The 16,384-nt window shown below is 44.4% G+C and carries 7 protein-coding genes; all 7 read left to right on the forward strand.

Going from position 1 to position 16,384, the window contains the following annotated elements:
• Nucleotides 1-571 precede the first annotated feature (571 nt).
• The 7 genes from P0106_RS01970 to guaB all read left to right on the forward strand — a co-directional run bounded on the left by P0106_RS01970 (nucleotide 572) and on the right by guaB (nucleotide 16,187).
• Nucleotides 572-10,252, forward strand: a complete 9,681-nt coding sequence (locus P0106_RS01970) for an InlB B-repeat-containing protein (protein ID WP_473730372.1) — start codon at nucleotides 572-574, stop codon at nucleotides 10,250-10,252.
• 102 nt (nucleotides 10,253-10,354) lie between these two features.
• Entirely contained in the window at nucleotides 10,355-10,567 is a 213-nt protein-coding gene (gene rpmE / locus P0106_RS01975; RefSeq protein ID WP_004114884.1) for a 50S ribosomal protein L31, read from the forward strand.
• A 142-nt stretch (nucleotides 10,568-10,709) separates the two neighbouring features.
• Nucleotides 10,710-11,807 (forward strand): peptide chain release factor 1, encoded by a 1,098-nt coding sequence (gene prfA / locus P0106_RS01980; RefSeq protein ID WP_004114886.1) that lies wholly within the window; start codon nucleotides 10,710-10,712, stop codon nucleotides 11,805-11,807.
• 66 nt (nucleotides 11,808-11,873) lie between these two features.
• On the forward strand, nucleotides 11,874-12,782 hold the full coding sequence (prmC, locus tag P0106_RS01985) for a peptide chain release factor N(5)-glutamine methyltransferase (RefSeq protein WP_410314204.1): 909 nt from the start codon (nucleotides 11,874-11,876) through the stop codon (nucleotides 12,780-12,782).
• Nucleotides 12,775-13,461, forward strand: a complete 687-nt coding sequence (locus tag P0106_RS01990; RefSeq protein ID WP_473730373.1) for an L-threonylcarbamoyladenylate synthase — start codon at nucleotides 12,775-12,777, stop codon at nucleotides 13,459-13,461. The genes prmC and P0106_RS01990 overlap by 8 nt, the downstream gene beginning before the upstream one ends.
• Nucleotides 13,458-14,561: an MraY family glycosyltransferase gene (locus tag P0106_RS01995; RefSeq protein ID WP_004117681.1), complete on the forward strand. Its 1,104-nt coding sequence runs from the start codon at nucleotides 13,458-13,460 to the stop codon at nucleotides 14,559-14,561. The genes P0106_RS01990 and P0106_RS01995 overlap by 4 nt, the downstream gene beginning before the upstream one ends.
• 81 nt (nucleotides 14,562-14,642) lie before the next feature.
• The gene (gene guaB, locus P0106_RS02000; RefSeq protein WP_004117683.1) at nucleotides 14,643-16,187 is read left to right on the forward strand and encodes an IMP dehydrogenase; all 1,545 of its coding nucleotides are present in this window, start codon (nucleotides 14,643-14,645) and stop codon (nucleotides 16,185-16,187) included.
• Nucleotides 16,188-16,384: the final 197 nt, after the last annotated feature.

Genomic DNA, 16,384 nt, shown 5'->3' on the forward strand with positions numbered 1-16,384 from the left:
CGAGGTTTGAGTATTTCTCTCCTCGCAACTCCCGTCGCTACGCTCCTCTTTTATTGCTCGTATAGAAATACATCAAACCTTCTGAATATCTAAAACTTTTGCGTATCTTTCATCACCGAGATTCTCGATTTTTCTTGCTCTCTCGGCGAGTCACCACCTTCGGCGCTGAGGCTCGCCTCGCTTGCGGCGAAAAATCTCGAATCTCTACCGTGCTTGATGTAATCATGTAGTGCGTTTGTACCTGATTTACGGCGTGTCGCCATACAATCGCACTACAGAGAGTCTAAACTGTGATTTGTTCATATACAAATGTTTAGGCGATTAAGCTAAAAACGATGTTTGGTGTGTTGAAATCGCCAAAAATGTCTAAAGATATCACGCAAAAACACAGATATTGCAATAGTTATGGGGGGGGGGTATCCATAGCTTGTGCTTAAATAACAAAGGTTAAGTATTTTTTTTGGAGTGCACTGGTTACTAAACATTGCCGTATGTTGTGTATTTTGATTGTTGAATACTAAACGTGCATGTTGATTCTATGTGCTAGATGTAACGGAGTTTGGGAGTCGAATTGGCTAGAACTAAAAATAGTGGTAGTGACGTTTTAAGCATTAAATCTGCTAAGCATAAGAGTGTTTCTGGCGACGCTAAGAACGCTAATAACGTTAAGAGCGCTAAGAAAAATGCTAAGGCTGCTAAGCGTTCTTCCTCGTCTACTGCTACTAGTGCTTCTGGTCATCGCCTTGGCGTTGCAGCTGTAGCTTTAGCGTCTACATTGTCTATGGTGTTGCCTGGCGCAGCGGCTTTAGCTAGGACTTCTTTTAACCCTGATTCTTTTGATCCGTCTTATGTAAATAGTGTTGCTAAGACTTCTGGCAAAGGTGCTGGGAATGGCGCCGGCAAAGGCTCTGGTAATGGCAAGGGCGATGGCGATGGAAACGGCTTATATAAGAATGGATTGCTTAACACGGGTGCTCCTTCTGATCGCACTACGCGCCATATGTTTGATTCTGTTAAATATTTAGCTAAAAATACTGATTCTAATGCTATCGCTGAAGGCGTTGAGAATCAGGAAACGGTTGCTGGCGATTCTTCCGTAGGTGTTAAGGATTCTGGCGAATATTTTGTTACAAATGGCGATTCGTCTTCGCCTTCAAATCGTTCTTTTGATACTAATAATTTTGAGGATAGATCTGCTACTAGTAGTGCCGATAATAGTGCTACTAAGACTGCGACTAAGAGTGAGCAAGATACAGCAAGTTCTGAGATTGCAAAACCTGTAAAATCTGCGAAGAAGCCAGATGCAACGCAGACTAAGGACGAGAAAACCAATCCAGCTGAAACTGGTAAAGTCGCGGAGAAGCCAAAGTCGAACGCGTCTGTACATGCACATAAAACGACTGAAAAGCCAACTGCTGCAAAACCTAAAGTTGAAAATTCTGTAAAGCCAGCAGATACAAAGGCTTCAGATACAAAGGCTTCATACACAAAGCCGGCTGCTGCTCCTGCAGCGAAGCAATCTGCACAACCAGAAACTTCACAGCCTGCAAGTGCAAAGACTGTTGCGAAGACGGAACCAGAGGCAAAGGCTGAACCAAATCAGAATACAGCGCAGACTGAACACGCTGAAAATCAGCAGCCTGCAAATGCGCAGTCTGGAAATGCTGAAAGCTCGAAGCCTGCTACAGAGCAGAATACAAGCGCACAACCTTCAAGCACTCACGAAGAAAATGCGAATACAGTAAACGATGCAAATAAGCCAAAAGTGCGTTCTCGTAGGAGTGTTGATGAAAGTGCAAACGGTTCTAACAAGGGGAGTAGTGTAACTCCTGCAAATAATGCGCCTGAAACTCCGTCTGCTTCTGCACCTTCAGCAGGTACAGAATCTAGCGCTGGTGCTGGAAATACAGCGAGCCCAAGTGCAGAAGGCAATGGCAATGCTCAAGGGGGGCAAGGTGCGCAAGGGCAAAGTGCAGAAAATCCAACTGCACAAGGCACTGCACAAGGCACTGCACAAGGTTCGCACGATAATGCGCAAGGTGCAGTTACAGGTACAGGCGTCACTGGCAAAGATAAAAGCGCTACGCCTTCACCTGCTTCACCTGCTTCTACACCGACCGCTGGCACACAGAACACTGGCACAACAACTAATAACGCAGCAACTGATCCAAACAGCCAGGTAATTAAGCCGAATACAGATAATCCAGAGGCGAAGAGCACAGAGCAAGCCAACGAACAGGTACAAACCGACAAAAAGCCAAAAGCTACATACAATTTGCAAATTCGCTATACGATTGGTGGCGCTGCGAATAAGCAGCTTGTGCAGCCGTACGAGCTTACGATTGACAAAGCCGGCTTCGATAATCTTGGCAAAGATGGCAAGTACGAATATATTGAGCTTCCAAAGTCTGCTGGATACCGCCCATCTGTATATCATTCAGGCACATACCAGTACTACATTAAAAATGATAAAAACGAGTTCGTTATTGACGACGGTACGAATGCGGACGCTGTTCGCTACTTGCGTCTAGACAAAAATCTTATTAAAGAATACGCTGTAAAGAAAAGGCAGGCTGTTGGGGGAAATAACGTCGCTCAAGCTCCGCAAACCTCATCATCTCGAACAACTACAAATCCGCAATCTTCATCCTCTACGCAGATGCCAGCAGAAGACGGCATTCAGTACTACGGCGAGTTGAACATCAACTACGCTCCTAAAACAGCTAAGTACTATGTGCGTCACTTGGTGCAAGATCTCGATAATAAGGATAAGTTTATCGATGCTCCTAATTTGGGTATAGGTAAAGTAATTACTGTAACGCATAAGGATGGCACTACTGAGAAAATACACGTTACAGAGATTACTGGCACAGTTGGCTCGGATGTAACAGCTGTTTCAACGTACATCCCAGGCTACGAACCGGAGCATAATCTTATTAGCTCGCCGCTTTCGGATTCTGAAGATGAAAAAGACAAGCTAGTTTTGAACCTTCGCTACTACCGTAAAGCGTATGAAGTTACGTACGATTCTGATGGCGGCACGGATGTTACTGCTCAAAAAGTGTATTACCAGCAACTTGTGCCACAAGTTACGAACCCAACTAGGCGCGGTTACACTTTTAAAGGATGGTCTTTAGTAGATCCTAGCAAAGAGAGTGATCCGCTTTATGCTGAGAATACTATTGTTTCTCTTGATGACTACAAGATGCCGGATCACAATGTGCAATTCCGCGCTAATTGGGAAGCGAACAATACTACTAGCTACCGCGTGAACGTGTGGGTGCAAAAAGCGGATTTAGTTGACAAAGATAATCCAAATTCGCTTAAAAACTACGACTTTGTTGGTCTTGTTGAGCGCAAGAATGTGAAGACAGATAGCGACGTTGCGCTTGATAAAATGGATGATGCCGGCGTTATTAAGGACGCTAATGCTCTTAATGGAACAAGCGCGGATGATTATGTAAGTGCCCCAGAGCTTGGCTTAACTAAAGAAGAGCTGCAGGGAAAAGATTCTGACCATAAGACTGGCTTAATTTCAAAGTTCAACTGGATGAACGATACGCCTGTAACAAGCTTAGATGGGTACAATACCGCGAATCCTGGTGCCGCTGAAAATAAAGGCAAGGATTTATTTACGCGCTACTTCCATGTGAATAAGGAGCTTACTAAAAAGCTTAATACTGAGCAACATGATTTTGTGCCGGGTCGCCCAGATTTAGGCAAACGTAGTAAATCGCAGCTTTGCGCTGACGACTTAAACAACACTCTTAACTTAGTTTACGACCGCAATACTTACGAGCTTATTTTTGCTAAGCCTGCTGGTATAAAAAATGATAGCTTAAACAATGCTGCTATAAAAAGAAAAGACGAAAACGGCAAAACAACTATTTATTGCTATGCTGGCGGCGGCGATTGTTCAACGGAGTATGATAATAATAACGAAGATGATAATGGCAATGTAATTAACCATAAAGGTTACCGCGTAAATGTTCGTTACGGTCAAAAGCTTACTGATATTTGGCCTGATATAAATGAATTAGATTTTAATAAAGAAGATATAGGCTCTTTAGGATGGCAGCTTGGATATTCAGGGAAAGTAGAGTATCGTGACACTCCTCCGTATCGTTTTACTATAAAAGAATTTGCTGACCCTAGTTTGCGTGTTGCTCTTAAGAATGGTGCTGGAACAGTGCCTAAAATTAGCGATGACCCTGAGAGTAATACCCAAACTGCGTACGAGCTAAAAGATAATCAGCGTCTGCTTACTGCTGATACCAGTAGTAAAAGTGCGCCTATACAGGTGATTATTAGGAAGCAAAGTATTGCGTCTGCTAAAAACGGTGGCGATGATATAGACGACAATGATTATGAGCTTTCAACTGATTCATATAGCAAAGATGATACTTCCAACGATAGCTATAAATATACAGCTCCATCTATTGCAGGTTTTAATCCTGCTAATGGTTATGATAAGACAAAAGTTAGTGATTCGTTAGATTCAGACGACTTTGAAGATAAACGGGAAGAGTGGTATAACGAATCTCATGGTCATGGGAATTGGGATGATTTAAGTGATGATGAGAAGAATGCTTTTGCTAAAAAGTATCATTTAGAATTTAGAAAATTTAGGGGCGTTCCAGTAGATGAACAAGAAGATTATTCTGGTGATGCAACTGAATTTGAAGAAAACAAAATAATTGAATTTAGATACGACCGCAAGTCGTATGATGTGCAGTTTTATAATGCGGATGGCAATGCTATAAAGGACGGCAATGGCTCTGCTAAAGAGAGCCTGCCGTTCGAGTATAGCTTGACTAAGCGCGGCAAAAAAGATTTGACGGGCGAAGACAAAGATTTATACGGAAACGATACATCTTATGATGCTTCTGTAACTAAAGATGGTGGTGATAACACCGCAACTCAGTTCGATGGCAAGTACACATTCACACTTAACGGCAAGACTTACTCCATCGTTCGCCCTGCTGATTTGCCAGAAGACTATGTGTTTAAAGGCTGGGCTGTTGATCAGGCTGGTACTCAGTTTATAAATGGCGAAAACAAAGATATTACAATGCCAGTCAACGGCATTAAGCTTTACGCTGCCTGGGGTAAGCCAACTAATATTAAGCACACTGTGACGCTTGACTACCATATGCCTGGAACTGACGAAAACGGCAATACTATCCAAGATGTAGTTAAGAAAAAAGAGTTCGCTCGCTACAATGTTATTGACGAAAAGAATGATATAAAGGTTCCAACGCGTAAGGGCTACGACTTCTACGGTTGGGAAATTACTAAGAACGGCAAAACTTTGCCGTACGCTTTTGGCAATAAAGTAGTAGAAGATATAAAGCTTGATGCAGTGTGGGTTAGGGATACTCGCTACAACGGTACTTTTAAGCACATATTCTTAAAGCCAGGGTACACGTTTGATGAATATAAGCAGCCTGGTCTTTCCGAATCAGCCAAAGCCGCGATGGTGGATCACGTTTCTACTCAAACGGTTTCAGGTTTGCGCGAGCATTTGCGCTACAATGCGGAAGCAGTCTACAGTGACGAAACGCACTTCCCGGATAAGCATTTCACGAGCTTTGAAGCCTCGAGTGATGAGAAGCAGAATACTGGCGAGTTTATTTACCAAACGTACAATACGCGCAAGTATAAGGTAAAGTATATTGATCAAAACGGCAAGGAGCTTCTTCCAGAAAGCGAAGTCAGCTCTGTAAATAGAAACTATGACGTAGCATTCTACAAGCCGATTGAAGGCTTTATGCCGGAAACTACGCAGAAGAATATTACTTATACTACTGATAGCGAAGGTAAGCAGACTAACGGTATCCCTACAATCACCTTCAAGTATAAAGACGTTCGCGTGCTTAAGCGCCAGGACGATAATCAGTCTCGCCCAACCAACTACACGCGCTACGTGTTCAAAGTGGCTGATAACCAAAGCTCTATGGGTAGCGTTGTTGACTGGCAGAACAAGGATGTAGCTGACGGCTCTGCTCTTGTGTACGACGCAATTAAGGGCACGAAGGCATACCAGATGCCGCTTCCAACAGTTAAAGCAAAGCAAGGCTATGAGTTTGATGGCTGGACTTCGCAAATTGGTTCGTATGATGCTGGCTCTACGAAGCTTCAGTATGCTGATGGCGTAAGTCGCTTGCCGATTCGCTCCGAAGAGCAGAACAGTCCTGAGGTAATTTACACTGCTAAATTCAAGCTAAAAGCTCCTGTTGCTGCAGCTCCGCAAGTGCTTAAGCCAACTGAGAATATTAGTATTGCAAATAGTGATGATGCTAAGAAGCTTATAACGAATGCTGGTGATTATCCAGATGGTGCTAAGTTCAGCTTTGCTGATGGTGAAAAGTTTGACAACACTCCAGGCTTGCACAAGATTAAAGTGCAAGTGAAGCTTGGTGATAACAGTGCTGAAGCTGAAGTGCTGTACCGCGTGCTGCCAGATTTGGTGTACGCAAGCGATTGGGAGAAGTTCAAAGCTACCGACTACGGCAAAGCTCATATTGACGAGTATGCACCGATTACTTTTACCGGAAAGAATGATGAAGGCACTATTGTTGGTCACGATGGAGATAATGCTAATCATCCTGCTGGCGGAGAAACTACTCTTACTGCGTACGTTTATAAGGGTAAGGAAGTTAGAATCCGCGTGCCGCAAGCCTTCGGTAAGGATCACGGTCAAGATAATTACTACTATGTGTTCAAGGGCTGGGCGACGAAGGTTGTAGAACCGACTGCTGAGAATCCAAATCCAGAGCAGAAGTACGATATCGATCCTGAAGGTCGTTATAAAGATGTTACTGTTGACGATAATTCTGGCAAAACTTACACCGCTGTTTACAAGAAGATTGAATACTTCTCTAGCACTTCTGACGGTGGTGAAGTTCCTAAGGATGCTGTAGTCGCAATCTTCAAGCCTGCTCCAGGGCGATTGTGGAAGGATGGCACAAGCGGCCCTAAAGTGTTCTACGTAAAGAAGGGTACTGATCTTGAGAAGATTACAAAAGAAGGAAGTGGCGCATTAGCTTGGCTTAATAATCAGCTAACTGGCGCTAAGGGAACTTGGTCTCGAAGCAGCATGCTTAACGACGGTAAGAAGGTTGATTCAATTCCAAATGTCGCTGACTCTACTGACAAGTGGAAAGTCAATGAACCATTCCAAGAGTTCGTGGCAGATCAGGAGCCTTTAGCTACTCCAGAAGTTAAGAGTAATACTTTGCTTGCAATTCGTGGAGATAAAGAGACTCTTCCAGAGCCAAAAGATTACATTGCTAATTATGATTCTTTGATTGATAAAACAAAGAATCCAAATGTAAAGAGTGTAACAGTTAAGTATGCATCTACTGCTCCAACTATTGATAAAGCTGGCGTTTACACTGTTCCGTTAACAGTTAGTGTGACTTATAGTGACGCGGACACCGTTGACTATAAGACTGTTGGCAAGCTTAAAGTAATGTACGACTTGATTTACGGTGAAAATGTAAAGGATCTTGGTAATAAGCCAACTCAAGATGAGCAATCTGAGCATGACCAAATAGCTAATGAGTATAAGAAGGTTAACTTCATTACGAATAATAGTTATGGAACTATGGCTAGCGGTTCTCGCACTTTGTTCTACGCACATACGGGCAAGACTTCTGGTGTGCGCGCACCGCAGGCTATTGGCAAGGATTATGATGCTGATGGCTACCATTACGAGTTCGTCGGTTGGAAGAAGCTTGATAACTTTACACAAGATAACAGTAGTGCTAAGCCTCTTACTGCAGATAAAGTTAAGCAAAACGAAATTTTGCAAAGCTCAAGCATATTGAAAAATGCGTATAAAGATGACACTACGTATCAAGCGGTTTATAAGCGCGTAGAAAACGTCATCGACGCTTCCAAGCAAGACGAGATTCCAGACGGTTACGTTGCAACCATATTCCTTCCAGGATTTGGCAGAACGTGGGCTGACGGTTCGTATAAGCCAAAACTGCTGTATATTCGTCACGGAAAAGATAAAGAAGATAACATTAAGTTTGCTAAGAAGGTTGCAAGCGACACTGCTGCAACGCTTTCCGGTTTTACAAAGTGGCAAATGTATAATGCAAGAGGCGATAAGTCGAACATATTCTTACATGACAATTGGGATATTAGTAAGCCGCGCATCTTCGTTGCTGAGCAAAATGGCGTTGACGATGTGAAGATTCCAGAAACAGTTATTGGCGTGGGTGAGAGTATTACAAACGTTAATAAGCTCGTACATAACACTGACCCTAAAGTGAGTGTATCGATAGATAGTAACTCTACGGTTGATGTTTCAAAGCCTGGAATTTCAACAATTATGGTGAATGTCACTAAGCCTATTGATGAAACTGATTCTGTCGGTAAACAAAAAACTGTTACAACTAAGTTGCCTGTGCGCGTGTACGTTTTGCCTAACGTGATTGCAGATAACGATTTGCCGGCTAAGGGCACTGCTGCGGCTAAGTTCATAGAAAAGAACTACACGAAGGTGACGTACGTAGCCGGTAAGGGCGGAAGTTTGCAAAAATCGCCTCTTAAGAATGCTGGTAGTGAGCCAGTTTCAGTATATTGGGTGCGAAACGACGCTAAGGGTTTCCTTATGCAGGTTCCAGATGTGCTTGCAGATAAGGGCTACGTGTTCAAGAATTGGACTTCTATTACGACTGAGACTCCAGCAGTTCCAGCAGATAAGCGCAAGGCTACAGAAGAAGAACGCGAAGCTTTGGCTCGTTTGGCTAAGATTGACGGAATACACTATGTTGCAAAGCTGATCAGTGATTCGCGCAACTCTACGCTTGCTGCTTTGCAAAATCTGCTGAACGAAGCGCAAAAGCAACATGCTGCGCAAGTCTACAATGCTAAGCGTGAAGAATTAGCTAAGATTGCCGAAAGTAAGGGTAAAATTGATCTAGCTTCTGAAATTCGTAAGTCTAACGATTCATTGCAAAATATTAAGAATAATATGCTTATAAAAGAAGGCATTGATGTTGATGAAATCGTTGAGCATAATCGTGAAAAAGCTTTGCTTGCAAAAATTGCTAAAGAAGCTGGAAATGAAACACTCGCTGAAGAAATTAGTAAGTCTAATGATTCCTTGGACGATTTGAGTAAGAAGCTAGAGAAGGCAGGAATAGACTTAGCTGAATATAACAAGCTTACTTTTGATAAGAAGAAAGAAGCGTTAGCTCAGTTTGCGGATATTAACGGCTTACATTATGTAGCTAGTATTATTCGCGCTAGCCACAAATCTTCTTTGGAAGCTTTCAAGAATCTTATAAAATCTGCTAAGCCAGATGTGAAGATTCCAGCCTATAAGGTTAATGAAGAAGATTACGCTTCGGAAGAACAGCGCGAGCTTCTTATACAAATTGCAGAAGAAAAGGAAAGGCCTGATATTGCAGCTAAAATTAGGCTTTTGCATAGCTCGACTTTGCAAGATTTGAAGAAGCTTTTTAAGGATGCGGGTGTGGATTTGTATGCTATTCCTGCCGCTAAGCCAAAGCATGAAATCACTATTACTGCAAACTTCGAGAAGATGGCTCCTATGAAGTTTAAGTTTAGTGGTTCTGCTCGCGAGGGTATTTTCACGAACTTCAGATTGCAAAACATGACTGAAGGTGATGTTAATAACACAACGGTTACGGTAGACGGCAAGGAAGTAACTATTAACAAGTTAGTTTCCCAGGTTAAGAATTCTGTAAACGGTATTAACGCAAATTGCGCTGGCACTGCATGCACGATTTCCGGCACTCCGAAGATTGTGGACGGAAAGCCAAAAGTTGAGCTAACGTTTACTACTACCGATAAGTACGGTCGCGAAGCGGAAATTACTGTTGAAATTGATGTGATTTCTGAGAGCAAACCTGCTCCCGTGCCAACTCCAGCACCTGTTCCAACGCCTGTGCCGCCAGCTCCTGCACCAGCTCCGTCGAAGCCAGAAGAAGAACCAAGACAAGAAGAATATCCGATGCCAGAATCATATCCGTATATTCCAATGCCTGAAGCTCCTTCGACTGAAGTCGTACCTGAACAGGCTGCGGAACCTAAGCAAGCAACAGAGCCAGAAGCCGTGAAGGATTCTGCAAAGCAGCCGTCAGAAGCTCTGCCTCAAACTGGTAGTGACGTTACACAGTCCGCGTTAATCGCCAGCTTGTTAGCGTCTGTTGGTTTAGCTGGATTTGCTGCTAAGCATCGCAGACGTAAGAACGAAGATAACGAAAGCTGATTTGTTGAGTCGAGGGTGGTGACTAGAATAACGAAGGTTCCGGTTCACGCTTAGCTATTGGGGCTTTGCGACCCGGGTCGCCCGAATTCCATAGGAGACATTATGAAGCAGGGTATTCATCCCGACTATCACGCAGTGCAGGTTACCTGCTCCTGCGGAGACACTTTCGTAACTCGTTCCACCGCAAATGGCGATCATATGACGGTTGACGTGTGCTCAAAGTGCCACCCATTCTATACCGGCAAGCAGAAGATTCTCGACACCGGCGGCCGCGTGGCTCGCTTCGAGAAGCGCTACGGTAAGAAGACTAAGTAGCTTTTTAAACGCCAGCCCTGCTTTCGTGTAACTCGCGGAATCGGGGCTGGCGTTTTATGTGCAACATACATGCGTCTTACAATATTTAAATTTAATATTTTCGATTCAAAATCCGCGTTATGCGCGACTACAAAGGAATATGATGGCTGAGTCAGTAGAGGAACAGTTCCCAGCAGCGGTTACAGCTCTAAACGAATACCGCGATATTGAAAATCGCATGGGAGAGCCAGAAGTAGCGTCTAATCCAGACGCAATTCGCAAGCTCGGTCGTAGACACGCAGAACTCGGGTCAATCGTAAGCGCGTACCTAAATTACAAGCAGCTTTGCGAAGACTACGAAGTAGCTAGCGAAATGGCAAGCGAAGACGAAGACTTAGCAAAAGAAGCAAAACAATTAGAAGAACAAATTCCAGCAGCAAAAGAAAAGTTGCGCACAGCGCTGATTCCTAGAGATCCAGACGATGCGCGAGACATGATTATGGAAATCAAAGCTGGTACGGGCGGCGAAGAAGCGGCTCTGTTTGCTGGAGATTTGTTGCGCATGTATATGCGTTACGCGGAAAAGCGCGGCTGGACTACCGTAATCCAAAGCGAAAATTCGACGGAACTTGGCGGCGTAAAAGACGTGCAGCTTGCGATTCGCGCAAAAGGTACGCCTGCTCCAGAAGACGGCGTGTGGGCAAGCATGAAATACGAGGGCGGCGTGCATCGCGTGCAGCGAATCCCAGTAACTGAATCGCAAGGGCGTATTCAAACTTCCGCGGCTGGTGTAATCGTGTTCCCAGAAGCAGACGAAGACGACGACGAAATCGAAATCGATCCAAAAGACCTGAAAATCGACATCTTCATGAGCTCTGGTCCTGGCGGACAGTCCGTGAACACTACTTATTCCGCTGTTCGTATGACACATATTCCAACGGGAATTGTTGTTAGCATGCAAGATGAAAAGTCGCAGATTCAAAACCGTGCGGCGGCTCTTCGCGTGCTAAAGTCGCGTTTGCTTGCCATGAAGCACGAGCAGGAGGCAGCGGAGGCGGCAGATATGCGCCACTCGCAGGTGCGCTCGTTGGACCGTTCTGAGCGAATCCGCACATACAACTTCCCAGAAAATCGTATCGTGGATCATCGCACAAACTACAAGGCATACAATCTTGACCAGGTGCTTAACGGCGATTTGCAGCCTGTTATCGACAGCGATATTCAGGCGGATGAAGCCGATCGCTTAGCTAAAGCCAAGTAAGCCAAGTAAGTTAAGTTATCCAAGTAAATTAAGTAAGATAAGTAAAATCACCACGTGGCTTGTAAAATGCAAGAAATTTTGCACATTTTGCGCGCATCTGCCGAAAAACTTGAAGATGCAGGAGTAGAGTCGGCAGAATACGACGCACGTTTGCTACTGGCTCACGCTTGTGGCGTAAGTTTGGCAGACTTAAACAAAGCGCTAATACTTGGCGATTTTAAGGATTTTTTGCCCAATTATGCTAGCAAATATAGCGATTTTATATCTAGACGTGCTTCGCGCGAGCCATTGCAGCACATTATTGGATGCGCAACTTTTCGCTACATAGACCTAATAGTTGGCAAAGGTGTTTTTGTGCCGCGGCCCGAGACAGAAGTCGTAGTTCAAGAGGGATTAGATTGGATTCGCGCAAATAATCTAAAAAATCCTATTGTTTTAGACTTGTGCGCAGGGTCGGGAGCGATTGGATTATCGATAGCAAGCGAAGTTGCAGATGCGCAAGTGTGGGCAGTGGAAAAGTCTCCCAAAGCTTTTGAATATTTGCAAAAAAACTACAACAAAATCGCGGAAAAATATGATATTTCAAACAGATATCACGCAATATTAGGCGATGCTACAAACGTTAATCTGCCTGAAAAAGCTGCGATTAAAGAGAAAGTAGATGTAGTAATCACAAATCCGCCGTATGTGCCAGAAAGCCAGCCAGTAGAGCAGATTGAAGCTCGCGACTACGACCCTAAAATGGCGCTATATGGTGGATCTCAAGACGGGCTACTAATACCGCAAAAAATTGTAAAAGCGAGTTTTGCATATTTGCGTAGGGGTGGAATAATGATTATGGAACACGATATTACGCAAGGAGAAGCGCTTGCAGATTATGCAAAAAACGTAGGATTTAGCAGCGCAAAAGTCAAAAACGACTTAACAAACAGAGCAAGATTTGTAGTATGCAAAAAAGAGGCTAAAAATGAGTAAAATTTGCACGATTAACGAAGAATCATTGCAACTTGCAGCGCAAATAATCAACGCAGGCGGCGTAATCGTAGTGCCAACAGACACAGTTTACGGAGTAGCATGCGACCCATTTAACGAGGATGCAGTAGCGAAAATCTACCAACTAAAGCGCAGACCGCGCACAAAAGCCTTGCAAATACTTATGAGTAGCGTAAGTGACTTAGAAAAACTTGGGCTTTACTTGCCAAGCCCACTAGACGTACTTGCGGAAAAATTCCTGCCAGGCGGATACTCACCAATCGCGCGCGCAAAAAAAGATTCGGTAGCTACAAGGCTTGCTACGCTTTGTAAAGCAGATAGTAGTGACGTTCAAAACAATAATAAAAACAAAATCCAAGCTGAAGCAACGCAAGGCGTGCGCGTGCCAGATTGCCCAGAATTAATGCAAATTTTAAGAGTTACGGGCCCTTTGGCTGCGTCTAGCGCAAATCGCAGCGGAAACGAGAGCGCAGACAGCGTAGAAGAGGCAGTAGCAGCTTTTGGAGACGAAATTCCGCTGTATTTAAATGCCGGTCCAACTCGCTCACACGTAGCAAGCACAGTAGTTGGCGCGGATGCAAGCGATAAAGACGGAATTGTGATTTTGCGCGAAGGCGTAATAAGTGAAGAACAGATAAGAGCAGAAAGTCGCAAGAAATGAGGGTATACCTGTTTATAGCAGCAATCGCAGGAGGCGCAACTTGGCTAATAATGCCGCTTGTACGTCATCTTGCGATTCGCATAGGAGCCGTTGGAAAAGTGCGCGCTCGCGACGTGCACACAATACCTACGCCACGTATGGGTGGAGTCGGAATGCTATTCGGCTTTGCTGTATCAATGGCGTTTGCAAGCTCCATGCCTTTTATTTCAGGGCTTTTTACAGGAACACACCAGCCGTGGGTAGTTTTAGCTGGAGCTGTACTCGTATGCCTTTTGGGTGTTTGTGACGACATTTGGGACTTAGATTGGATGCTAAAACTTGCAGGTCAATTGCTAATAGCTGTTTTTGTAGCATGGGGAGGGCTTCAAATCGTAACATTGCCGCTCGGCTCTCTAGTTACAGCGTCTCCAAGTCTTTCAATCGCAATAACCGCAATACTAATCGTGGCTTCAATTAATGCAGTCAACTTTGTAGACGGACTAGATGGACTGGCTTCTGGAATTGTGGCAATTGGCGGAATCGCCTTCGCGACATACTCTTATATTCTTGCGCGCACATCTCCAAGCTACGCTTCAATGGCAACTCTTATAGACGTTGCAATGGTTGGAATGTGCTTAGGGTTTATTTTGCACAATTGGCATCCTGCAAAGCTTTTTATGGGTGATTCTGGCTCCATGCTAATCGGGTATTTAATAACTTGCGCGTCTATTATAATGACGGGTCACTTAGATCCATCTGCAGTGCACACAAGCATATATTTGCCAGTATTTATGCCGATTTTGCTTCCGATTTTAGTGCTGTTTTTGCCAGTGTTAGACATGTGTTTAGCAATATGCAGAAGGCTTGCAAAAGGGCAGTCGCCAATGCATCCAGACCGCATGCATTTGCATCACAGAATGTTGCGCATTGGGCATTCTGTGCAAGGAGCGGTGCTTATTTTATGGGGTTGGGCGGCGCTTATATCTTTCGGGTCAATAATGATTCTGTTCTTTAAAGCGGTTTACGTGCTTGTTGGCATGATTATTGCGGCAGCGCTGCTTACAGTTCTTACAATGATGCCATATTTGCGCCGTCGTCTGCCAGAGCTACGAAATTCGTAAAATAATACTCGAATACTCGCGAATCATAGTTTATGAAACGCGATTTTTACAAACGTCATAGCAAAAACGTATAGTAACCCTATGGCTACAACTGATATGAACACGGAATCCGTGTATGCTCCTGTTCCACAAATTTTCGAGAAGCTCGGACTTGCTTATGATGATGTGCTGTTGCTTCCAAATGAGACTGATGTTATTCCTTCCGAAGTGGATACAACTACTCATCTAACTCGCGAAATCACTATGAAAGTTCCTGCAATTTCTGCAGCAATGGACACAGTAACCGAGTCCGATATGGCTATTGCAATGGCTCGAAATGGTGGAATTGGTGTTCTTCATCGCAATCTTTCTATAGATGATCAGGCTGCGCAAGTCGATATTGTTAAGCGCAGCGAGTCTGGTATGATTACCGACCCACTCACTGTTCACCCAGATGCAACGCTCGCAGATTTAGATAAATTGTGCGGGCGTTTTCATATTTCTGGTTTGCCAGTGGTAGATAGCGAAAATCGTCTAGTTGGTATTATTACCAATCGCGATATGCGTTTCATTGCTTCCGAAGACTATGATCGTTTGAAAGTCAAAGACGTGATGACTCGCGAAAATCTCGTCACTGGTCCTTCTAATATTTCTAAAGAAGACGCGCATCGTTTGCTTGCAGACAACAAAGTTGAAAAATTGCCTTTGGTTGATGCAGAAGGCAAGCTTACTGGTTTGATTACTGTTAAGGATTTTGTGAAGACTGAGCAGTATCCAGATGCTACTAAGGATGATCAGGGTCGCTTGCGCGTGGCTGCTGGAATTGGCTTCCTTGGAGATGCTTGGCAGCGTGCGTGCGCGCTTATGGAGGCTGGAGTTGACGTGCTTGTGGTTGATACTGCAAACGGCGAGGCTCGCTTGGCTTTAGATATGATTCGCAGAATTAAGGCAGATAAGGCGTTTGACGGAGTACAAATTATTGGCGGAAATATTGCTACTCGCCAAGGCGCTCAGGCTATGATTGACGCTGGTGTCGACGCTGTAAAGGTTGGCGTTGGACCAGGCTCTATTTGCACTACGCGCGTTGTTGCAGGCGTTGGTGTGCCTCAGCTTACTGCTGTTTATGATGCGGCTCAGGCTTGCAAGGCTGCTGGCGTTCCATGCATTGCTGATGGTGGTATTCACTATTCTGGCGATATTGCTAAGGCTTTGGTCGCTGGTGCTGACACCGTTATGCTCGGCGGTACTTTGGCTGGTTGTGAGGAAGCTCCTGGAGAGAAGGTTTTGCTTCACGGCAAGCAGTACAAGCTTTATCGTGGCATGGGTTCGCTTGGCGCAATGGCTCCTCGCGGTAAGAAGTCTTATTCGAAGGATCGCTACTTCCAGGCAGACGTTACTAGCTCCGACAAGGTGGTTCCAGAAGGCGTGGAAGGAGAAGTTCCATATCGCGGTCCACTTAACGCTGTGCTTTACCAGTTGCTTGGCGGCTTGCATCAGTCCATGTTCTACGTTGGTGCGCACAATATTAAGGAAATGCAAGAGCGCGGTCGCTTTATTCGCATTACGGATGCTGGTCTTCGCGAATCGCATCCTCACGATATTGTGATGACTGCAGAAGCGCCAAACTACAGCGGTTTCCATAACTAAATCGCGTGGTGCGCGTGGTGTGTATGTCGCGCGTATTATGCGATTAAATCGCGTATAAATCGCAAGTAATTTTGAAATAAACGGCGAAGAGTTAGCTAAGTCTTTTTTGCTACTTTCTAACTTTTCGTCGTTTTTGTTTTGACAATTCGTATAAAATTATTGTATAGTTAGTGGGATATCCCACTAAAAATGAGGTG

This window comes from Gardnerella sp. c11Ua_71 (assembly GCF_055818025.1).